Annotated in this window: 15 protein-coding genes, 3 rRNA genes and 1 riboswitch; of the genes, 3 read left to right on the top strand and 15 right to left on the bottom strand. The window is 65.9% G+C overall.

Going from position 1 to position 22398, the window contains the following annotated elements; all coding sequences use genetic code 11:
• Window positions 1-63: 63 nt before the first annotated feature.
• A riboswitch (glycine riboswitch) is annotated at window positions 64-160 on the bottom strand.
• Between the two features lie 123 nt (window positions 161-283).
• On the top strand, window positions 284-652 hold the full coding sequence (locus tag JIX56_RS38925; protein WP_257547810.1) for a PRC-barrel domain-containing protein: 369 nt from the start codon (window positions 284-286) through the stop codon (window positions 650-652).
• A 306-nt stretch (window positions 653-958) separates the two neighbouring features.
• Here JIX56_RS38925 and JIX56_RS38920 read toward each other — a convergent pair whose 3' ends face one another.
• The 13 genes from JIX56_RS38920 to JIX56_RS38860 all read right to left on the bottom strand — a co-directional run bounded on the left by JIX56_RS38920 (window position 959) and on the right by JIX56_RS38860 (window position 16569).
• Window positions 959-2308: a DNA polymerase IV gene (locus JIX56_RS38920; protein ID WP_257547808.1), complete on the bottom strand. Its 1350-nt coding sequence runs from the start codon at window positions 2306-2308 to the stop codon at window positions 959-961.
• 132 nt (window positions 2309-2440) lie between these two features.
• A complete protein-coding gene (locus JIX56_RS38915; RefSeq protein ID WP_257547806.1) occupies window positions 2441-3085 on the bottom strand; it encodes a MerR family transcriptional regulator in 645 nt (214 codons plus the stop codon).
• 390 nt (window positions 3086-3475) lie between these two features.
• The gene (locus JIX56_RS38910) at window positions 3476-3949 is read right to left on the bottom strand and encodes a bifunctional nuclease family protein (protein ID WP_005475662.1); all 474 of its coding nucleotides are present in this window, start codon (window positions 3947-3949) and stop codon (window positions 3476-3478) included.
• An 84-nt stretch (window positions 3950-4033) separates the two neighbouring features.
• Window positions 4034-4789 (bottom strand): transcriptional regulator FtsR, encoded by a 756-nt coding sequence (ftsR, locus tag JIX56_RS38905; RefSeq protein WP_257547804.1) that lies wholly within the window; start codon window positions 4787-4789, stop codon window positions 4034-4036.
• A gap of 43 nt (window positions 4790-4832) precedes the next feature.
• Window positions 4833-5804, bottom strand: a complete 972-nt coding sequence (locus JIX56_RS38900; RefSeq protein ID WP_257547779.1) for an FHA domain-containing protein — start codon at window positions 5802-5804, stop codon at window positions 4833-4835.
• Window positions 5805-5865: 61 nt separating this feature from the next.
• The gene (locus tag JIX56_RS38895; RefSeq protein WP_257547777.1) at window positions 5866-6735 is read right to left on the bottom strand and encodes a DUF881 domain-containing protein; all 870 of its coding nucleotides are present in this window, start codon (window positions 6733-6735) and stop codon (window positions 5866-5868) included.
• Between the two features lie 5 nt (window positions 6736-6740).
• On the bottom strand, window positions 6741-7073 hold the full coding sequence (locus JIX56_RS38890) for a small basic family protein (RefSeq protein WP_009343209.1): 333 nt from the start codon (window positions 7071-7073) through the stop codon (window positions 6741-6743).
• Window positions 7070-7975 (bottom strand): DUF881 domain-containing protein, encoded by a 906-nt coding sequence (locus JIX56_RS38885; RefSeq protein ID WP_257547775.1) that lies wholly within the window; start codon window positions 7973-7975, stop codon window positions 7070-7072. The genes JIX56_RS38890 and JIX56_RS38885 overlap by 4 nt, the downstream gene beginning before the upstream one ends.
• Window positions 7976-8073: 98 nt before the next feature.
• Window positions 8074-10569, bottom strand: coding sequence for a mannose-1-phosphate guanyltransferase (locus JIX56_RS38880; RefSeq protein WP_257547773.1), 2496 nt, complete (start codon window positions 10567-10569; stop codon window positions 8074-8076).
• A gap of 115 nt (window positions 10570-10684) precedes the next feature.
• Complete coding sequence (locus tag JIX56_RS38875) at window positions 10685-11293, bottom strand: CDP-alcohol phosphatidyltransferase family protein (protein WP_257547771.1); 609 nt, start codon at window positions 11291-11293, stop codon at window positions 10685-10687.
• 110 nt (window positions 11294-11403) lie between these two features.
• Window positions 11404-11520, bottom strand: a 5S ribosomal RNA gene (rrf, locus tag JIX56_RS38870).
• Window positions 11521-11613: 93 nt separating this feature from the next.
• Window positions 11614-14735, bottom strand: a 23S ribosomal RNA gene (locus JIX56_RS38865).
• Between the two features lie 308 nt (window positions 14736-15043).
• Window positions 15044-16569: ribosomal RNA gene (locus JIX56_RS38860) — 16S ribosomal RNA — on the bottom strand.
• Together the 16S, 23S and 5S rRNA genes form the textbook arrangement of a ribosomal RNA operon.
• Before the next feature lie 567 nt (window positions 16570-17136).
• Here JIX56_RS38860 and JIX56_RS38855 point away from each other — a divergent pair.
• Window positions 17137-17586 (top strand): PTS sugar transporter subunit IIA, encoded by a 450-nt coding sequence (locus JIX56_RS38855; RefSeq protein ID WP_257547769.1) that lies wholly within the window; start codon window positions 17137-17139, stop codon window positions 17584-17586.
• A 74-nt stretch (window positions 17587-17660) separates the two neighbouring features.
• Entirely contained in the window at window positions 17661-19331 is a 1671-nt protein-coding gene (gene ptsP, locus JIX56_RS38850) for a phosphoenolpyruvate--protein phosphotransferase (RefSeq protein WP_257547767.1), read from the top strand.
• Window positions 19332-19393: 62 nt separating this feature from the next.
• On the opposite strand, the gene JIX56_RS38845 is transcribed toward ptsP, so the two are convergent.
• A complete protein-coding gene (locus tag JIX56_RS38845; RefSeq protein ID WP_257547766.1) occupies window positions 19394-20302 on the bottom strand; it encodes a hypothetical protein in 909 nt (302 codons plus the stop codon).
• 82 nt (window positions 20303-20384) lie between these two features.
• Complete coding sequence (locus JIX56_RS38840; RefSeq protein ID WP_257547764.1) at window positions 20385-22352, bottom strand: acetoacetate--CoA ligase; 1968 nt, start codon at window positions 22350-22352, stop codon at window positions 20385-20387.
• Window positions 22353-22398: the final 46 nt, after the last annotated feature.

The following is a 22398-nucleotide window of genomic DNA, read 5'->3' as shown; positions in this document are numbered from 1 at the left end:
GAACCGGTTTTCACCGTCGGTGAGAGCGGAAGCCGTGACACCCGCCCTGCTTTCCAGAGTGACCTCGTCCGTGCGGTACGTGAGCCTGAGAGATTCCGGGGAGGATTTGCTCCTTCGGCGCCTCCGAATGGTGTCCGGAGGACTCTCCCGCACGGGATCAGCAGCCGCTGCCAGCGTATCAGCGCGAGCCCCGCACGAGTCTTCGAGTGGCCGCCTTCCCCAAAGTGCCTTTTCGTAGGGTGAGGGACGATTTGCGACTCCTCTGCGACCACATGGAGGGCCCGTGCAGACCGACATCGATCCGCGCAACCTGATCGGCCGCAAGGCGTTCGACCGCAAGGGCACCAAGATCGGCACCGTCGACGAGGTCTATCTCGACGACGCGACCGGCATCCCCGAGTGGGCCGCGATACGCATGGGCCTCTTCGGCCGCGACGCCTTCGTCCCCCTGGAGCTCAGCGAACTCGTCGAAGGCACCCTCCGCGTCCCCTTCGACCGCGCCCTCATCAAGGACGCCCCCGACTTCGGTGTAGGCCGCCACCTCTCCCCCGAACAAGAACTCCAGCTCTACCACCACTACGGCCTGGACACAGCCCCTCCCCCACCCCTGGACCACGACTTCGGCAACGTGGCAGGCCAGGACGAGCCCTGACCGAGAGCCCAGGCAACTCCCTCACCAAGGACCCCACCCCAAAGGCCCAAGCCGCACAGCACACACCCTCAACCAACACCGGAACCCTCACGCTCCTCCCACCGCGTACCTCCCTCCGCCTTCCCCGCGTCTCTTCGCGCCCCGTACTTCCCTCCACCTCGCCCACGTCTCCTCCGCCCCATACCTCCCTCCACCTCCCCTTGCCTCCTCCCGCCTCTCCTCCCCCGCTTAATCTCGCCGCCCTCCTTCATCCCGCCCCAACGGCGCTCAACCCCAACGGCGCAGCCCGGCGGTCCCCCAACGACCTCAGCCCCGCGCACCACCCGGCACCAACGGCAACGGCTCCGTCGGCTCCAGCCCGGGATCGTCCGTCCTGAAGGTCCGCACCCGCCCAGGCCCCACGTCACCCGGCGTCTCGAACCGCACAGTCACCCGCCCCAGCCCACTCCCCTGCACCCACCCGTGCCCGTACTCGGCATGGCGCACGTCATGCCCGGCCCTCCACTGCCGCTCACCAGCCGCACTCGCCTCCACCACAGGCACCTGCGCACCCACCGTCTCCTCCTCCACAAGATCCGGCTCCCCCGCCGCCTGCGCGAACAGGTCCTCCTGCGTGTAGTCGGCGAGCCCACTCACCCCCACCCCGAGCAACCGCACCCCACCGGTCGTGTCCACGGCCTCCAGCAACCGCCCCGCGGCCTCCCGCACCACCCCGGGGTCGTCCGTAGGCCCCCGCAACGTCTCGGACCGGGTCAACGTCGAAAAGTCGTACCGCCGCACCTTCAACACGATCGTCCGCCCCGACAGCCCCGCCCCCCGCAACCTCCGCACACACCGATCCGCGAGCCGCTGCACCTCCATCCGAACCCGCACCCGGTCATGGATGTCCACGTCGTACGTGTCCTCCACCGACACCGACTTCGTGTCCCGCTCGGCCACCACCGCCCGGTCGTCACGCGCCAGCGCCATCGCGTACAGCCCGTGCCCATGGGCCTTCCCCAGCAGCCGTACGACCTCGTCCTCACCCGCCTCCACGATCTCCTCGACCGTGGTGATCCCGGCACGCCGCAGATGATCCCCGGTCGCCGGCCCCACCCCCGGCAGGATCCGCACGGACATCGGCCCCAACAACGCCCGCTCGGTTCCGGGCTCGATCAGGACCAGCCCGTCCGGCTTGGCCTGCTCGGAGGCGATCTTCGCGAGCATCTTGGAGGCCGCGAGCCCCACGGATCCCGTCAGCCCGGTCACCGCCCGTATGTCCGCACGCAACCGGATCCCCGCCAGCCGTGCCGACTCCTCGTCCGAGGCCGTGCCCCCCGCCTCCAGGTCCACGAACGCCTCGTCCAGGCTCAGCGGCTCCACCAGCGGCGACAGGCCACGCAACAGCCCCATGACCTGATCACTGATCGCCCGGTAGAACGTGAAGCGCGGCGTGAGATACGCGGCGTTCGGTGCGAGCCGACGCGCCTGCGCCATCGGCATCGCCGAGTGCACCCCGAAGACCCGCGCCTCGTACGAGGCGGTAGCGACCACTCCACGCGGCCCGAGCCCGCCCACGACAACCGCTTTCCCCCGCAGGCTCGGCTTGGACGCCTGCTCCGCCGAGGCGTAGAAGGCATCCATGTCGAGATGCAGGATCGTGGGCGCGGTTCTCACATCTCCGATGCTGCCCTACGCCACTGACAATGCCCTGGCCGACCGGCTCGGCAGGCCACGGCGATGCTGCACAACCGGCTCCGAGAGCAGACCGCACTCCGAACCGCCGCAAGGGAGCAACGGCGACAGCTCTCAGACCGCCCGGTTCCGCCGCCGCGCCAGCTCGTCCGCCGGATTGTGGCCCACGAGCGTCTCCCCCGTGTCGACCCGCTCCCCGTGCAGTTGCGAGAGAGCGCTTTCCACATCACGCCAGACGACCCCCACGGCGATCCCGAAGATCCCCTGGCCGCCTTGGAGCAGTGCGTGGACCTCGTCGGGCGACGTGCACTCGTAGACCGTCGCCCCGTCGCTCATCAGCGTCATCCGCTCCAGATCGCTGAAGCCCCGCTCCCGAAGGTGCTGGACGGCGGTGCGGATGTTCTGGAGCGATACTCCCGTGTCGAGGAACCGTTTCACGATCTTCAGGACGACGACGTCCCGGAAGCTGTAGAGCCGCTGCGTCCCCGAGCCATGGGCGGGCCGCACGCTCGGCTCCACGAGACCGGTGCGGGCCCAGTAGTCGAGTTGCCGATAGGTGATGCCGGCGGCCGCACACGCGGTGGGGCCGCGGTAGCCGACGCTGTCGTGCGGCTCGGACGCCGCCTCCGCGTTGTCCTGCACGGTCGTGGGCCGCTGCGGGACGTGACCGGCCGCGCTGCCGTGAAGCGGGTACGGGCCGTTCTCCCCCAGCCTGCGTCCGGGGGCACCCCCAGCCGTACCGTCGCCGCTGCTTCTCACGCCGACCTCCGTCCTTGACCTGCCTTCTCGACGGTAGGCAGCCACCCGGGGTGCGTCAACGACCGCCGCACTCGCCACGCCGAGTGATAATCACCCTGAGAGTGGTTTCGCGTGCCCTTCCCCGGGGAAAGGCTAGCCGAATGCTCTACGGCGGACCCGCCTGAGCCGCGCGGCGGGCGCACGGGACCTGTGTACCGACCACCCCCGCCTTTCGCGTCGGTCTCCCGCCGGTAGCACTTGGGATCCGTCTCGTCCGCCGCGACGGCACTCGGCCACCACGACGCGAACCCGGCAACCCACGAGGTCCTGAGTTCCGAAACCGCAGGCCTGCCTTGGGCGGCGACAGACGGTGTCAAGGTCCCACAGGCCCGTACGACCGCCCGCCCGGCCTCACTGACTGTTCGTTCCGAAATCCTCGGGCGAGATCTGGTCGAGGAACTCGCGGAACTTCTCGACCTCGTCCTCCTGCTCGTCCGGGATCGCGATACCCGCGTCGTCGAGCACCCCGTCACTACCGAAGATCGGCGTCCCGGTACGCAGCGCCAGCGCTATGGCGTCGGACGGCCGGGCACTCACCTCGACTCCGCTGGCGAACACCAGCTCCGCGTAGAAAACACCCTCACGCAGGTCGGTGATGCGCACTTCCGTGAGCTCCTGGCCGACGGCCTCCAGCACGTCCTTGAACAGGTCGTGGGTCAGCGGTCGCGCGGGGGCCATGCCCTGCTGGGCGAAAGCGATCGCCGTCGCCTCCCCCGGCCCGATCCAGATGGGGAGGTAACGGTCGCCTCCCACTTCGCGCAGGAGCACGATCGGTTGGTTGGAGGGCATTTCGACCCGGACACCTACGACATCGAGCTCGTTCACACAGCAACCCTAGGCCGTGCTCGGGATGTTTGGGTAGTCGAGCACAGATCGGCCGACCGATCCGCCACGGGCGAACACCTCTCCTCAGCGCAGACGCACGCCCAGCGCGCTCTGCACCAGCGCGGCGTGCAGCTTGACCGTGAGCCCCGCCAGCTCCCTCGTACGGTCCTCCGCATGCGCCCTGGTCTGCGGATTACGATGGCGGCGCAGGGGCGCCACGACCTGCTCCACGAGCCCCGCCTCTCGGTCGGCGGCGGCCCGCATCACCCTCAGATGCCGGGGTTCGATACCGAATCGCCCCAGTTCCACCACAAGCGTGGCGACCGTGAGGGCCTCGGCGTCGAACGACCCGTCCGGCAACGGGGCCACGAGCCCGTACGACTCCCACTCGGCCAGCCGCTCCTCGTCGATCCCGGCGCCGGCGACGAGCTCGGTGCGCCCGATCCGGGCGGCGGTGGGCTCCTCGGACTCCCCGAAGAGCTCGCTCAGCCGCTCTCCGTCACCGACGTCACGCTGGCGCCCCACCGACGGCAGACGTACGTCCTCGCCGCGCTCCAGGGCGTCCAGGTACTCACGAATCACCTTGAGCGGCAGATAGTGGTCCCGCTGCATCCTCAGGACGTGTCCGAGACGCTCGACGTCATCGGCACTGAACTTGCGATACCCCGAGGGGGTTCGCTGCGGCTCGATGAGCCCCTCCGACTCCAGGAAGCGGATCTTGGAGATGGTTACCTCGGGGAACTCCTCACGCAACGCGTTCAGCACCGCGCCGATGCTCATCAGGCCACTGTCCGCGGCGGCGGTGCCATGGTCGGCACCACCGCTCGTTGTTCGAAGCATGGACCTTCCCTGGGGGTCCCCCCGGACGCAGTCCGGGGGAGGGTCAGTAGCCCCGCTGGCTCGCGTAGAAGACCAGCCGGTACTTGCCGATCTGCACCTCGTCACCGTTGTGCAGCGCGACCTGGTCGATCCGCTCACGGTTGACGTACGTGCCGTTCAGGCTGCCGACGTCGGCGACCGTGAACGAGCCGTCCTGACCGCGGCGGAACTCCACATGGCGGCGCGACACGGTCACGTCGTCCAGGAAGATGTCGCTCTGCGGGTGGCGGCCGGCCGTGGTCAGATCGCCGTCGAGCAGGAAGCGGCTGCCCGCGTTCGGGCCACGGCGCACGACCAGGAGCGCCGAGCCGAGCGGCAGCGCGTCGACCGCGGCCTGGGCCTCGGGAGAGAGCGCGGGCAGCTGGGTCTGGCCGGTGACCTCGGAGTCGTAGGCCTCCAGGCCCGAGATGGAGATCGTGGAGGTCGTCTCGGACGGACGCTCGGGGGCCGCGCCGGCCCGCAGCGGAGCACCGCAGTTCGAGCAGAAGCGGCTGTTCTCCGCGTTGCGGTTACCGCACCTCGTACACACCAGGGCCGACATCGACGGATCCTCCTGCCGCGGCTGCCCCGCCGGGGCATTGGACGCATACGGGTCGGAGGCAAACTCTCCACCCGTACCTGAGGTTGACGGTTCCCCGAAACCTATGCGGCCCGACTGGGCAGGGTCAACAGACGGCGCGCCCTGACCTCCGGAAATGTCACCTCCCGGACCAGTGACCTGGTCCCGGTACAGCGGGCGCTCACCGCCCTGCCCCTCCGCTTCCGAAGGCTGCGCGCGATGGCGGGCGGTCGCATTGTCGCTGCCCTCTCGCGCGCTCTTGCCGAACAACTTCGCAAACAACTTCACGGGCGATTCCCCTTGACCGAAACAGACCCGCCCGTGGGGCAGGACGAACCCTGACTGAACACACCGGCCGACCCGGACAACCTCACAACGTCCGTATCCACCAGACAGTTTCCACCACGCACCACCCATTCGGTGCGCCGACCCCCCGCAACCTCATGCCCTCGCCTGACGGCGCCCATGCACCTGCGGTTCACTGGGAGGACGACCGAGCGTAGTCAGGCCGCTTCGCCGCCCGCAAGGCGTCCACGACGATCTTGTCCGCCCGCTGCACGGTCACCGTGGCCTGCTCCTTCTCCAGTGTCTGCACCACACCTCCGGGGATGTTCAGTGCGGGCTCGAGGTCCTGCGGGTTACCGATGACCTTGAAACGAAAGGGCTGGGTGATCTTGTTCCCGTCGACGCTGATTCCGTCGCCGGAGTCGGTCAGGAAGGTGCTGGCGACGACCCGTACGCCGTTCACCTGGATCGCCTCCGCGCCGGCCGCGCGCAGCTCCTGGATCGCGTCGAGCAACATGTCCGCCTGGACCGTCCCCTTCGTGTCGTTGATCGTCAGTGTGATGCCGGGTCCCTGCGCCGCCACGGTGCCCGCCAGAATGCCGAGTTGCCGTTCCTTCTCGACCGTCTGCTTGCGTGCCTCCTCGGCCTGGTCCGAGCTGTTCTCCAGCTCGGTGCGCTGATCCTCGAGACCCTGCTTCTCCTCCTCCAGACGCTGTGTACGGTCATCCAGTTCATCGAGGATGCGTACGAGATCTTCCTGACGCGCCCCACGCAGCGCGCTGTCGTCGTTGGTGGAGGCCACCTGGATGGCCAGCCCGAACCCGAGGCCGAACAGCAGGAGGGCCACGATGAGTTGGGCGCGGGTGAAGCGCGGTGGCCAGAGCCCCTGCGCCAGCCGCTGCCGCCCGGTCAGCTTGTCCCGCTCCTCCTGCGGGACCTCCCGCGGCTCCTCGGCAGCCACGGAGGGCATCTCCTGGGGGAGTTCCCGGCGCAGCCGGGTCGTCGGTGTGCCGTCCTGTCCCCCGCCCGGATTCGGCCTCGGCGTCTCGTCCCGCTCACTCATCGGCCTCACGCCCGGAACACGTGCCGACGGATCGCCGCGGCGTTGGAGAAGATACGGATACCGAGGACGACCACGACACCCGTGGACAGCTGGGCGCCGACGCCCAACTTGTCACCGAGGAAGACGATCAGGGCGGCCACGACCACGTTCGACAGGAACGACACCACGAAGACCTTGTCGTCGAAGATGCCGTCCAGCATCGCGCGCAGACCACCGAAGACGGCGTCCAGTGCCGCCACCACGGCGATGGGGAGGTACGGCTCGACCACCGCCGGTACCTCGGGCCGGACCAACAGTCCGGCCACGACTCCGAGGACGAGGCCCAGTACGGCGATCACGATGTGCCCTTCTCTGTGCTCGGTTCTGCTGTTCGTACGATCACGCTCGGCGCGGCCGGCACCGTGATGTCGTCCTCGACGGAGATGCTCGTCCGGATACCGAAGTTCTCCTGGAGGGCGTGCAGATACAGCCCGTCGGGGCTGTTCTGGAACCTGGTGCTCAGCCGCTGCCCGTTCCCCACCGCGAGGACCGTGTAGGGCGGTGCCAGTGGCTTGTTGTCGACCAGTATCGCGTCGCCCGCGGCCCTGATCGCCGACAGTGCGGTGAGCCGCTGCCCGTTGATCGAGATGGCCTCGGCGCCCGACCCCCACAGCCCGTTGACGACCCGCTGCATGTCCCGGTCGCGCACCCGACCGGTGTCCGAGAACCCGGACGTCTCGCGCGGATCCCCGTCACCGCCTTGGCTGGCGCCCTTGGAGTCGTTGACGACGAGCCGCACCCCGGGACCATGCACCTCGACGGCGCCCGACAGGATGCCCACCAGGTCGTTCGTGTCACTGCCGCCGTTGTCCTTGAGCGCCTTCCGCTGCCGTGCGCTCACGTCGTCACGAAGCTCGTCGACGGAGTCCTCCAGCTCGTCCGCGGCCACGGTCTCCCGCTGGATGCGGTCGATGAGCTCCTCCCGCTCCTTGGCGACGACGGGCGCACTTACCCGCGCCTGCGCCGCACCCACGGTCACCACCAGGGCGGCGAGCACCAGACCGACCGCCAGCCCCAGCTTGGCCCTCACCGTCTTCGGCATGCCCTCGGTGCCCGCGGCCTTCTTACGCGCGGCAGCCTCGGCGTATCCGTCGTCGAGGCTGTGGTCCATGACGTTGGTGAGCAGCGACATGGAGGCGTCCGGACGCGACGGGCGCGCGGGTGTGCTCCGAACGGGGGACTGCTGCGGCATGCCGCACATCGTCGCACGTCGCGGCCCCTACCTCCGAATGGCCCCACCGGCGTGCCGGACAGACCCCGTTGGGGGCACTTGTCCGGCACGCGCGCGTGCGGGGTGGTTCAGCGGCCGGCGCTGTCCACGACCGCCGACCACTCGTCGAGCAGCGCCTGCGCGGAGGCGTCGTCGGGCCCCTCGGCCCACAGATGCGTGACGGCCTCGGCCGGATCCGGCAGCACCATCACCCACCGCCCGTCCGTCTCCACGACCCGCACACCATCCGTCGTGTCGACAAAGCGATCCCCGGCCGCCTCCACGACCCGGCGCATCACCAGCCCCTTGACCGCCCAGGGAGTAGCGAGATCCCGCTTCAGGACATGCGCCCGCGGAATCCGTGCGTCGATCTGGCTGAGCGTGAGCTGCGTCCGCGCCACCAGCCCGATGAGCCGTACGAAGGCCGCCGCCCCGTCGAAGACGCTGCTGAACTCCGGCACGATGAAGCCACCGCGCCCGTCCCCGCCGAAGATGGTCGTCTCGTCCCCGCCGACCCGCGTGAGGTCGTCCGGCGACGTGGTCGTCCACTCGACCTGTGTGCCGTGGTACGCCGCGACCTGCTCGGCGATCCTCGTGGTGGTCACCGGCAGCGCCACCCGCCCGCTCCGCCGCTCGGCGGCCACCAGGTCGAGCATGACCAGCAGGGCCCGATCGTCCTCGACGATCCTTCCCTTCTCGTCGACGAGCGACAGCCGTTCACCGACCGGGTCGAAGCGCACACCGAACGCGGCCCGCGAGGACGCCACGATCTCGCCCAGCCGCACCAGCCCCGACCGCCGCATGTCACCCGTCTCGGTCGGCCTCGACTCGTCGAGACCCGGGTTGATCGTCAACGAGTCGACGCCCAACTTGCCGAGCAGACTCGGCAGCACCAGGCCTGCACTGCCGTTGGACGCGTCCACGACGACCTTGAGCCCCGACTCGGCGATCCCGGTCGTGTCGACGTTCCGCAGCAACGATCCGGTGTACGAGTCGAACACACTGGCCGGAAAGTGCAGGTCACCGATCTCGCCCGGGAACGCGCGCCGGTATTCCTGCCGCGCGAACACCCGGTCCAGCTTCCGCTGACTACCCTGCGACAGGTCGGCCCCCTGCCCGTCGAAGAACATGATGTCCACCGAGTCCGGAACCCCGGGCGTCGTCCGGATCATGATCCCGCCGGCACTGCCCCGCGCGGTCTGCTGCCGCGCCACCGGCAGCGGTACGTTCTCCAGGTCCCGTACGTCGATGGCGCTCGCCTGGAGCGCCGAGATGACCGCCCTTTTCAACGCGCGGGCACCTCGGGAGTGATCACGGGCGGTGGTGACCGTGGAGCCCTTCTTGAGCGTGGTGGCATACGCCCCCGCGAGTCTCACGGCCAGTTCCGGGGTGATCTCCACGTTCAGGATGCCGGACACACCGCGGGCGCCGAACAGATGCGCCTGTCCCCGGGACTCCCAGATCACTGAGGTGTTGACGAAAGCACCCGCCTCGATCGTCTTGAAGGGATAGACACGCACATTCCCCTGGATGATCGATTCTTCGCCGACAAGACACTCGTCGCCGATCACCGCGCCGTCCTCGATCCGTGCGGCCCGCATGATGTCGGTGTTCTTGCCGACCACGCATCCGCGCAGATTGCTGTGCTGCCCGATGTAGACGTTGTCGTGGACCACGGCCTTGTGCAGAAAGGCCCCGCTCTTCACGACGACATTCGAGCCCACGACGGTGTGCTCACGGATTTCGACGCCGGCCTCGACCTTGGCGTAGTCCCCGATGTAGAGCGGTCCGCGCAGCACGGCATCGGGATGCACCTCGGCGCCTTCGGCGATCCACACGCCCGGCGAGAGCTCGAACCCGTCGAGCTCGACGTCGACCTTGCCCTCCAGGACATCGGCCTGAGCCTTCACATAACTCTCGTGCGTACCGACGTCCTCCCAGTAGCCCTCGGCGACATAGCCGTAGACCGGCTTGCCCTCCTTCATCAGCTGTGGGAAGACATCGCCGGACCAGTCGACGGGAACATCGGCCTCGACATAGTCGAAGACTTCGGGCTCCATCACATAGATGCCCGTGTTCACCGTGTCCGAGAAGACCTGCCCCCAGGTCGGCTTCTCCAGGAACCGCTCGACCTTGCCTTCCTCGTCCACGATCGTGATACCGAATTCCAGCGGATTCGGCACCCGTGTCAGACAGACGGTGACGAGTGCGCCCTTTTCCTTGTGGAAATTGATGAGCTCGGTGAGGTCGAAGTCCGTGAGGGCATCGCCGGAGATGACGAGGAACGCATCATCCTTCAGCGCTTCCTCGGCGTTCTTGACGCTCCCGGCGGTACCGAGTGGCTTCTCCTCGTTGGCATAGGTGAGCTCCATCCCGAGCTCCTCGCCGTCACCGAAGTAGTTCTTGACGAGTGACGCCAGGAACTGGACTGTAACGACGGTCTCGTTGAGCCCATGCCTTTTGAGCAGCCTCAGTACGTGCTCCATGATCGGGCGGTTCACCACGGGTAGGAGCGGCTTGGGCATGCTCGAGGTCATGGGGCGAAGGCGTGTGCCTTCGCCTCCGGCCATCACGACGGCCTTCATGTCGGAAGCGTCCTCCTTGAAGAGACGACGGTCTAGCCGACTTCACCCGTCCAGATTGTCCCGCAGATTTTCGACGCGGGCCATCGAGCCACTACGGGCACCTCTCCAGGCGGGCTCAATCGGCCATGGCGTCCGCCCTGACTAGGCGGCGGACCTGAACCACGTAGAGGATCCCTGCCCACCAGTACAGCGTTGTACCCCATCCGGCGAACGCCCATCCGAAAATAGCAGCGAGTGACGAGATCCATCCACTTCCGTCACTGAGCAACAGCAACGGGAAGGCGTACATCAAGTTGAAGGTAGCCGCCTTCCCAAGGAAGTTCACCTGCGGCGGCGGATAGCCGTGCCTCCTGAGGATGCCCACCATCACCAGTAGAACCAGCTCCCGCAAGAGCAGTACAGCGGTCAACCAATATGGCAGAATCTCGCGCCAGGTGAGACCCACCAAAGTCGACAGAATGTACAGCCTGTCGGCCGCGGGATCGAGGAGCCGGCCAAGGCTGCTGATCTGGTTCCAGCGTCGCGCCAGCTTGCCGTCCAGATAGTCACTGACGCCGCTGAGAGCGAGCACGAGGAGCGCCCAGCCGTCGGCCTTGGGGCCGCCGAACTCAGGCCAGAGAATCAACCACAGGAAGACGGGCACGCCAACGAGCCGCGCCATGCTGAGGATGTTCGGGATGGTGAGGACCCGGTCCGTCTGGACCCGGGTCTCTTGGACCTCCACCCGGGAGCCTCCTGTGGGGAAATGAGCCAACGATGCTCCCTGACCCTACCTCAACGCAAAAAAGCTCTGGCTCTTGGGCATCGCGCCCAAGAGCCAGAGCTCTAAAAGGAGTTCGGCGGTGTCCTACTCTCCCACAGGGTCCCCCCTGCAGTACCATCGGCGCTGTAAGGCTTAGCTTCCGGGTTCGGAATGTAACCGGGCGTTTCCCTCACGCTATGACCACCGAAACACTATGAAACTGTCAAACACCCGCACCACCCGCTGTGACCCGGGCGGGGTTGTTCGTGGTTTCAGAACCAACACAGTGGACGCGAGCAACTGAGGACAAGCCCTCGGCCTATTAGTACCAGTCAACTCCAGCGGTTACCCGCCTTCCATATCTGGCCTATCAACCCAGTCGTCTACTGGGAGCCTTAACCCCTCAAAGGGGGTGGGAATACTCATCTCGAAGCAGGCTTCCCGCTTAGATGCTTTCAGCGGTTATCCCTCCCGAACGTAGCCAACCAGCCATGCCCTTGGCAGAACAACTGGCACACCAGAGGTTCGTCCGTCCCGGTCCTCTCGTACTAGGGACAGCCCTTCTCAATATTCCTGCGCGCGCAGCGGATAGGGACCGAACTGTCTCACGACGTTCTAAACCCAGCTCGCGTACCGCTTTAATGGGCGAACAGCCCAACCCTTGGGACCGACTCCAGCCCCAGGATGCGACGAGCCGACATCGAGGTGCCAAACCATCCCGTCGATATGGACTCTTGGGGAAGATCAGCCTGTTATCCCCGGGGTACCTTTTATCCGTTGAGCGACGGCGCTTCCACAAGCCACCGCCGGATCACTAGTCCCGACTTTCGTCCCTGCTCGACCCGTCGGTCTCACAGTCAAGCTCCCTTGTGCACTTACACTCACCACCTGATTGCCAACCAGGCTGAGGGAACCTTTGGGCGCCTCCGTTACTCTTTAGGAGGCAACCGCCCCAGTTAAACTACCCATCAGACACTGTCCCCGATCCGGATCACGGACCCGGGTTAGACATCCAGCACGACCAGACTGGTATTTCAACGACGACTCCACCCGAACTGGCGTCCGAGCTTCACAGTCTCCCAGCTATCCTACACAAGCCGAACCGAACACCAATATCAAACTGTAGTAAAGGTCCCGGGGTCTTTCCGTCCTGCTGCGCGAAACGAGCATCTTTACTCGTAGTGCAATTTCACCGGGCCTATGGTTGAGACAGTCGAGAAGTCGTTACGCCATTCGTGCAGGTCGGAACTTACCCGACAAGGAATTTCGCTACCTTAGGATGGTTATAGTTACCACCGCCGTTTACTGGCGCTTAAGTTCTCAGCTTCGCACGCCCGAAAGCGCACTAACCGGTCCCCTTAACGTTCCAGCACCGGGCAGGCGTCAGTCCGTATACATCGCCTTACGGCTTCGCACGGACCTGTGTTTTTAGTAAACAGTCGCTTCTCGCTGGTCTCTGCGGCCACCCCCAGCTCACCGAGTAAATCGGATCACCGGTGATGGCCCCCCTTCTCCCGAAGTTACGGGGGCATTTTGCCGAGTTCCTTAACCATAGTTCACCCGAACGCCTCGGTATTCTCTACCTGACCACCTGAGTCGGTTTAGGGTACGGGCCGCCATGAAACTCGCTAGAGGCTTTTCTCGACAGCATAGGATCATCCACTTCACCACAATCGGCTCGGCATCAGGTCTCAGACTATTGCCAGGCGGATTTACCTACCTGACGTCCTACACCCTTACCCCGGGACAACCACCGCCCGGGATGGACTACCTTCCTGCGTCACCCCATCACTCACCTACTACAGGTCTGGTCCGTCGGCTCCACCACTTTCCTTTCCCCGAAGGGTCCGGAACGGCTTCACGGACTTAGCATCGCCTGGTTCAATGTTTGACGCTTCACAGCGGGTACCGGAATATCAACCGGTTATCCATCGACTACGCCTGTCGGCCTCGCCTTAGGTCCCGACTTACCCTGGGCAGATCAGCTTGACCCAGGAACCCTTGGTCAATCGGCGCACACGTTTCTCACGTGTGTATCGCTACTCATGCCTGCATTCTCACTCGTCAACCGTCCACAACTCGCTTCCGCGGCTGCTTCACCCGGCAGACGACGCTCCCCTACCCATCCCAGCGGGCGTTGGCCCTCATGCTGAAATGACACGACTTCGGCGGTACGCTTGAGCCCCGCTACATTGTCGGCGCGGAATCACTAGACCAGTGAGCTATTACGCACTCTTTCAAGGGTGGCTGCTTCTAAGCCAACCTCCTGGTTGTCTGTGCGACTCCACATCCTTTCCCACTTAGCGTACGCTTAGGGGCCTTAGTCGATGCTCTGGGCTGTTTCCCTCTCGACCATGGAGCTTATCCCCCACAGTCTCACTGCCGCGCTCTCACTTACCGGCATTCGGAGTTTGGCTAAGGTCAGTAACCCGGTAGGGCCCATCGCCTATCCAGTGCTCTACCTCCGGCAAGAAACACACGACGCTGCACCTAAATGCATTTCGGGGAGAACCAGCTATCACGGAGTTTGATTGGCCTTTCACCCCTAACCACAGGTCATCCCCCAGGTTTTCAACCCTGGTGGGTTCGGTCCTCCACGAAGTCTTACCTCCGCTTCAACCTGCCCATGGCTAGATCACTCCGCTTCGGGTCTTGAGCGTGCTACTCAAACGCCCTATTCGGACTCGCTTTCGCTACGGCTACCCCACAACGGGTTAACCTCGCAACACACCGCAAACTCGCAGGCTCATTCTTCAAAAGGCACGCAGTCACGAGGCAAGCACAAGTGCTCACCCGACGCTCCCACGGCTTGTAGGCACACGGTTTCAGGTACTATTTCACTCCGCTCCCGCGGTACTTTTCACCATTCCCTCACGGTACTATCCGCTATCGGTCACCAGGGAATATTTAGGCTTAGCGGGTGGTCCCGCCAGATTCACACGGGATTTCTCGGGCCCCGTGCTACTTGGGTGTCTCTCAAACGAGCCGTTGACGTTTCAGCTACGGGGGTCTTACCCTCTACGCCGGACCTTTCGCATGTCCTTCGCCTACATCAACGGTTTCTGACTCGTCCTGTCGCCGGCAGACGACAGAAGAGAGATCCCACAACCCCGTATACGCAACCCCTGCCGGGTCTCACACGCATACGGTTTGGCCTCATCCGGTTTCGCTCGCCACTACTCCCGGAATCACGGTTGTTTTCTCTTCCTGCGGGTACTGAGATGTTTCACTTCCCCGCGTTCCCTCCACTTGCCCTATGTGTTCAGGCAAGGGTGACAGCCCATGACGACTGCCGGGTTTCCCCATTCGGACACCCCCGGATCAAAGCCTGGTTGACGACTCCCCGGGGCCTATCGTGGCCTCCCACGTCCTTCATCGGTTCCTGGTGCCAAGGCATCCACCGTGCGCCCTTAAAAACTTGGCCACAGATGCTCGCGTCCACTGTGCAGTTCTCAAACAACGACCAACCACCCATCACCCCCGGCAACAACCGGAGTTCACTGGGGCCGGCACTGAAGGCAGCCACACGGCCATACCCTCAGACACCCAACAGCGTGCCCGACACCCTCGCCTCTCTCATCCGTGTTCCACGCCGAAGCAGTACTAACGAACCCGAGAAGACCGAGTGTGCCGAATAATCAACGTTCCACCCTTGAGCAACCACCGCAGAACATTCGCCTGCGTTGTGGCCCTGGACCACCGAGCAAGCTCGACGGCCTAGATGCTCCTTAGAAAGGAGGTGATCCAGCCGCACCTTCCGGTACGGCTACCTTGTTACGACTTCGTCCCAATCGCCAGTCCCACCTTCGACAGCTCCCTCCCTTACGGGTTGGGCCACCGGCTTCGGGTGTTACCGACTTTCGTGACGTGACGGGCGGTGTGTACAAGGCCCGGGAACGTATTCACCGCAGCACTGCTGATCTGCGATTACTAGCAACTCCGACTTCATGGGGTCGAGTTGCAGACCCCAATCCGAACTGAGACAGGCTTTTTGAGATTCGCTCCGCCTCACGGCTTCGCAGCTCATTGTACCTGCCATTGTAGCACGTGTGCAGCCCAAGACATAAGGGGCATGATGACTTGACGTCGTCCCCACCTTCCTCCGAGTTGACCCCGGCAGTCTCCTGTGAGTCCCCATCACCCCGAAAGGCATGCTGGCAACACAGAACAAGGGTTGCGCTCGTTGCGGGACTTAACCCAACATCTCACGACACGAGCTGACGACAGCCATGCACCACCTGTACACCGACCACAAGGGGGCGACCATCTCTGGCCGTTTCCGGTGTATGTCAAGCCTTGGTAAGGTTCTTCGCGTTGCGTCGAATTAAGCCACATGCTCCGCTGCTTGTGCGGGCCCCCGTCAATTCCTTTGAGTTTTAGCCTTGCGGCCGTACTCCCCAGGCGGGGAACTTAATGCGTTAGCTGCGGCACCGACGACGTGGAATGTCGCCAACACCTAGTTCCCACCGTTTACGGCGTGGACTACCAGGGTATCTAATCCTGTTCGCTCCCCACGCTTTCGCTCCTCAGCGTCAGTAATGGCCCAGAGATCCGCCTTCGCCACCGGTGTTCCTCCTGATATCTGCGCATTTCACCGCTACACCAGGAATTCCGATCTCCCCTACCACACTCTAGTCTGCCCGTATCGAATGCAGACCCGGGGTTAAGCCCCGGGCTTTCACATCCGACGCGACAGACCGCCTACGAGCTCTTTACGCCCAATAATTCCGGACAACGCTCGCGCCCTACGTATTACCGCGGCTGCTGGCACGTAGTTAGCCGGCGCTTCTTCTGCAGGTACCGTCACTTTCGCTTCTTCCCTGCTGAAAGAGGTTTACAACCCGAAGGCCGTCATCCCTCACGCGGCGTCGCTGCATCAGGCTTTCGCCCATTGTGCAATATTCCCCACTGCTGCCTCCCGTAGGAGTCTGGGCCGTGTCTCAGTCCCAGTGTGGCCGGTCGCCCTCTCAGGCCGGCTACCCGTCGTCGCCTTGGTGAGCCGTTACCTCACCAACAAGCTGATAGGCCGCGGGCTCATCCTTCACCGCCGGAGCTTTCCACCACCAGGCCATGCGGCCGGTGGTTGTATCCGGTATTAGACCCCGTTTCCAGGGCTTGTCCCAGAGTGAAGGGCAGATTGCCCACGTGTTACTCACCCGTTCGCCACTAATCCCCACCGAAGTGGTTCATCGTTCGACTTGCATGTGTTAAGCACGCCGCCAGCGTTCGTCCTGAGCCAGGATCAAACTCTCCGTGAATGTTTACCCGTAATCGGGTGCACACATCACGAGAGCGGAACAGCCAGGCGGAATAAGCCCGGCCGTTCACAGCGTCCTCGCTGTGTTTTTTCAAAGGAACCTCGCCCCAACCACATGGCCGGGAACGGGGTATCAACATATCTGGCGTTGATTTTTGGCACGCTGTTGAGTTCTCAAGGAACGGACACTTCCTTTGTACTCACCCGAGCAACTTCTCGAGCTTTCCTCCGGGCGCTTCCCTTCGGTCTTGCGTTTCAAACTCTATCAGTGTTTTTCCGACTCTCTGACCACGCTTCCGTAGGCATACCGAAGCGGACCCCGAGATAGGATCTGACAAGTTGGGTGCTGCTGCGGCAGGACGCTCAGTTGCGCCGCTCGGCCTCGAGCAGGGTCACGACTGTACAGCGGGCTCAGGAGCGCGTGCAAATCGATTGCGGGTGCCCCACGGCCGCCAACCCGTACGTCTCATGCGGAACCGGCAGTTCATCTGACATACGCTGCTCCACAGTGCGCCGCCTGGGACATGCAGGGGCGGCCATATGAATCTCCATCCCTGGGAGGGTTCCCATGACCACCGTGACGTCCCCTCTTGCAGGACGCGCCATCGGACTGGCCGCAGTACCGGACCCCGTCTTCTCGGGCGCCATGGTCGGTCCCGGCACGGCGATCGACCCCGTGCGCGAGGCAGGGGAGGCTGTCGCCCCCGTGGACGGCGTCATCGTCTCGCTGCACCCACACGCGTTCGTCGTGGTCGACGGTGAGGGACACGGTGTGCTGACGCACCTCGGTATCGACACCGTGCAGCTGAACGGTGAGGGCTTCGAGCTGCTCGTCAACAAAGGCGACACCGTGCAGCGTGGCCAGGCCGTGGTGCGCTGGAACCCCGCGGCCGTCGAGGCCGCGGGCAAGTCCCCGGTATGCCCCATCGTGGCTTTGGAAGCCACGGCCGACTCCCTCTCCGAGCTCCGCGAGGACGGCGAAGTGAAGGCCGGCGACACGCTCTTCGGCTGGCAGTGACGTCAGGGCCGTCCCGGACCGCAAGTTCCACAACCACCGCGGCGGGGCCCGCCGCACTATCGGAGACAGGTGAGATGGAGACAACGCTGCGAGGCGTCGGTGTGAGCCACGGTGTGGCGATCGGCGAAGTTCGGCACATGGGAACGGCGGTGCTGGAACCGCCTGCCAAGCAGATACCGGCGGAGGACGCGGAGCGCGAACAGGGGCGCGCCCGTAAGGCCGTGGACGCGGTGGCCGCCGATCTGATGGCACGCGGCAATCTGGCCGGGGGCGAGGCCCAGGCCGTGCTGGAGGCCCAGGCCCTGATGGCCCAGGACCCCGAGCTGATGGCGGATGTGGAACGACGTATCGCCGTGGGGAGCACGGCGGAGCGTGCGGTCTACGACGCGTTCGCCGCGTACCGCGCTCTGCTGGCGGGGGCCGGCGAGTACCTCGCGGGCCGCGTGGCTGATCTCGACGATGTGCGGAATCGTATCGTCGCCCGGCTGCTCGGGGTTCCGATGCCGGGTGTGCCGGACAGTGACGAGCCCTATGTCCTCATCGCTCGTGACCTGGCGCCCGCGGACACGGCGCTGCTCGACCCGACGCTGGTCCTCGGATTCGTCACCGAGGAGGGCGGGCCGACCAGTCACAGCGCGATTCTGGCGCGGGCGCTCGGGGTGCCGGCGGTGGTGGCTCTGCCGGGGGCCGGCGAGCTTGCCGAGGGCACGGTGATCGCCGTGGACGGCAGCACCGGTGAGATCTTCGTGAACCCGAGTGCGGAGAAGAAGGCCGAGCTGGAAGCCGCGGCGGCGGCGCGGAAGGCCGCGCTGGCCGCTTCGAGCGGGCCGGGGGCGACCTCGGACGGGCACAAGGTTCCGCTGCTGGCCAACGTGGGCGGTCCGGCTGATGTGCCGGCGGCTGTGGAGGCCGGGGCCGAGGGCGTCGGGCTGTTCCGTACCGAGTTCCTCTTCCTGGACGACAGCAAGGCGGCGCCGTCCGAGGAGAAGCAGGTCGAGGCGTACCGGCAGGTGCTGGAGGCCTTCCCCGAGGGGCGTGTGGTTGTACGCGTGCTGGACGCCGGCGCCGACAAGCCGCTGGACTTCCTGACCCCGGCCGATGAGCCGAACCCCGCGCTCGGAGTGCGAGGGCTGCGGACACTGCTCGACCACCCCGAGGTGCTGCGGACGCAGCTCACGGCACTCGCGAAGGCCGCGGAGGGCCTGCCGGTCTACCTCGAGGTCATGGCGCCGATGGTCGCGGACCGCACGGACGCCAAGGCGTTCGCTGACGCGTGTCGCGAGGCGGGGCTGCAGGCCAAGTTCGGTGCCATGGTGGAGATCCCCTCGGCGGCGCTGCGGGCGCGGTCGATCCTGCAGGAGGTCGAGTTCCTGTCGCTGGGGACCAACGACCTCGCGCAGTACACGTTCGCGGCCGACCGGCAGGTGGGTGCGGTGTCCCGGCTGCAGGACCCGTGGCAGCCCGCGCTGCTCGACCTGGTCGCGCTGTCCGCCGAGGCGGCGAGGGCCGAGGGCAAGAGCTGTGGTGTGTGCGGTGAGGCGGCTTCGGATCCGCTGCTCGCATGTGTGCTGACCGGTCTGGGTGTCACCTCCCTTTCCATGGGTGCGGCGTCGATTCCATATGTGCGGGGGACGCTGGCAAAGTACACGCTGGCGCAGTGCGAGCGCGCGGCGGCTGCCGCGCGTGCGGCGGACACGGCCGAGGAGGCTCGCGGCGCGGCGCAGGCGGTGCTGTCGGGCGAGTAGCGTCCGGTGATCGGTTGTCGGCGAGGGGCGCTCCACCTGTGGGTGGGGCGCCCCTCGCCCGTTCAGTGGATGTGTCCGTCCGTGACCGCGCCTCCCTGGCCGAGGTCGTCCCCGAGGTCGGGTGGGGTGCAGTAGTCGACGCCGGATTCTGGGGAGACGAGGTCTCCGGACTCCATGTCGGTGCAGTAGGCGTCGAAGACCTCTCCTGCGGTGAGGGGTTCGAGGGCTTCGCCGCGCAGGCGCCAGCCGTAGACGCGGTCGGTCGAGTCCGGGGCGGTGGTGCGCATGACGAGTCCGCCGGGGCTGCGGCTGGCGATGCCGACGGCCAGGACCGTGGCGAACTCGAGGGCTTCGGACTCGTCCAGCTCGGTGGCTCCTTCGGCGTTCTGGTCGGCGTGAAGGACGGCGGTGAGTGCCTGCGGTTTGGCCGAGACGCTGCACACGAGGTGGCGCTCGCCGGGGCCGGCGGTGTCGAGGATGCGGGTGAGCAGCTGCATGGCGCGGGCGAAGGCCGCGCGTCCGATGTCCTCACCGCAGGAGGCGCAGTCACCGATCTGGGCGAGGAGTGTGGTGGCGTACTCCCAGGTGGCCAGGCGGACTGCTTCGTCGACCAGCTCGGGGACGAGTTCGGCGAGGGGCTGTCCTTCGTACGGGATGCTGGCGCCCGTCGTGGCGAGTTCGGCGGTGAAGCGGGTGCGGCTGGACGGGGTGTCGGGTTCGAGGCCGGTGTCGGCGCAGAACTCGGCGTACTCCTCGGGGTCGAAGAGGGCGACCGTGGTGTGGTTGCCCTGCGCGGCCAGCGTCCTGAGCAGGGCTTCCACCTGTTGGAGATAGGTCGTGTGGTCCTCGAAGGCGAAGCTGCGGTAGCGCCGCATCGCGGTGAAGTCGTGCTCGTCGGCCAACAGGCCGATGGTGCCCGCGATTTCGCGGCGCAAGACCCGTCGCATGCTCTGGTGGCTGGTGTGTGCCATGTCTTCCCCCTGTGCGAGCAGTCGATCAATGCTCACTCACAGTAATCGGCGGCACTGACAACGCCGGTCGGCCGAGGGCTGATCAGGCTCGTTTGCGGGCCAGGTCCTCGTAGAAGCGCAGGAGGTCGAGGTTGTCGATGGAGCCGGGGTTGACGGCCTTTTCCAAGGGGGTGCCCTGGAGGAGTCGCTTGACGGGGACCTCGATGCGTTTGCCGGTGAGGGTGTGCGGGACTCCGGGGACCTCGATGACCTCGTCGGGGACGTGGCGCGGTGAGAGCTGCTCGCGGATGGTCTGCTTGATGCGGTTCAGGAGTGCCTCGTCGAGGGTTGCTTCCGGGGCGAGTTGGACGAAGAGGGGCATCCAGTAGCCGCCGTCGGGCTGTTCGATGCCGATGACGAGGGATTCCTTGATTTCCGGGAGTCGTTCGACGGCTTCGTAGATGTCGGCCGAACCCATGCGGACTCCCTGGCGGTTGAGTGTGGAGTCGGAGCGGCCATGGATCACGACGGAGCCTCGGGAGGTGAGGGTGATCCAGTCGCCGTGGCGCCAGACGCCGGGATAGGTGTCGAAGTAGCTGTCGTGGTAGCGGGTGCCGTCGGGGTCGTTCCAGAAGTGGATCGGCATGGACGGCATGGGGTTGGTGACGACGAGTTCGCCGACTTCGTCGATGAGGGGTTCGCCGCTGGGGTCCCAGGACTGGAGGTCGGTGCCGAGGCTGGGGGCCTGGAGTTCGCCGATGTGGACCGGGAGCGTGGGGACGGCTCCCGCGAAGCAGGAGCAGACGTCTGTGCCGCCGCTGACGGAGGCGATCCAGAGGTCCTCGCGGACCTCGTCGTGGAGCCAGCGGAAGCCGTCGGGTGGGAGCGGGGAGCCCGTGGTGCCGACGCACTGGACGCGGGAGAGGTCGTAGTCGCGGCCGGGGTGGATGTCGGCCTTACGGCAGGCCATGACGTAGGCGGCGGAGGTCCCGAAGAGGGTGGCGCCGGTGTGTTCGGCGACGCGCCACTGGGCGCCGGTGTCGGGGTAGCCGGGGCTGCCGTCGTACAGGACGACCGTGGTGCCGGTGAGGAGGCCGGAGACGAGGAAGTTCCACATCATCCAGCCGGTGGAGGTGTACCAGAAGAAGCGGTCCTCCGGGCCGAGGTCGCAGTGCAGGCCGAGCTGTTTGAGGTGTTCGACGAGGATGCCGCCCTGGGACTGGACGATGGCCTTGGGGAGGCCGGTCGTGCCGGAGGAGTAGAGCACCCACAGGGGGTGGTCGAACGGGACCTGTTCGAAGGTCGGCGCCACGTCCGCGGAGGTCAGGGCGGACCAGTCCAGGGCGCCCTCCGGGGCCTCGGTGCCGAGGAGGGGGATGTGGACGACGGCGCGCAGGGTGGGCAATTCGCGGCGGAGTTCGGCGACGATGTCGCGGCGGTCGTGTTCCTTGCCGCCATAGCGGTAGCCGTCGACGGTGAACATGACTACAGGTTCGACCTGTTGGAAACGGTCGAGGACGCTGCGGGCGCCGAAGTCCGGGGCGCAGGATGTCCAGACGCCGCCCACGGAGGCCGTGGCGAGGAGGGCGACGACGGCCTGGGGGATGTTCGGGAGGTAGCCGCTGACGCGGTCTCCCGGGCGTACGCCGAGGGCGCGTAGTTCGGCGGAGAGGGAGCCGACCTGACGGCGCAGCTCGGACCAGGTCACGGAGCGCGTTTCGTGGGTCTCGTCGACGTGGAGCAGCGCGGGTTCGTCGGCGCGGGTGTCGGTCGCGCGGAGGGCGTGTTCGGCGTAGTTGAGAGTGGCTCCGGGGAACCATTCGGCGCCGGGCATGGTGCGATCGCCGAGCACGCGCGCGTAGGGGGTGGAGAACCGTACGTCGAACCACTCGGTGACGGCCTTCCAGAACGTCTCGAGTTCGTCGACGGACCAGCGGTGCAGGGCCGGGTATCCGCCTTCGGCCGGAGCTCCGTGGTGCTCGGCCGCCCAGGACTGGAATCTGGTGATCTGGGCCCGGGCGATGCGTGCGGCGTCGGGCTGCCAGAGCGGCGAGGGGTTCGCTGAGGTCATGGGGCGGCTCCCGGACTGTGCGCGTCGTGTGCGTCGGCGCGCACGG

The organism is Streptomyces sp. CA-210063 (genome assembly GCF_024612015.1).
Classification (GTDB): Bacteria; Actinomycetota; Actinomycetes; order Streptomycetales; family Streptomycetaceae; genus Streptomyces.
The sequence above is the reverse complement of the archived record's forward strand: the minus strand, read 5'-3'. Positions and strand labels throughout refer to the sequence as shown.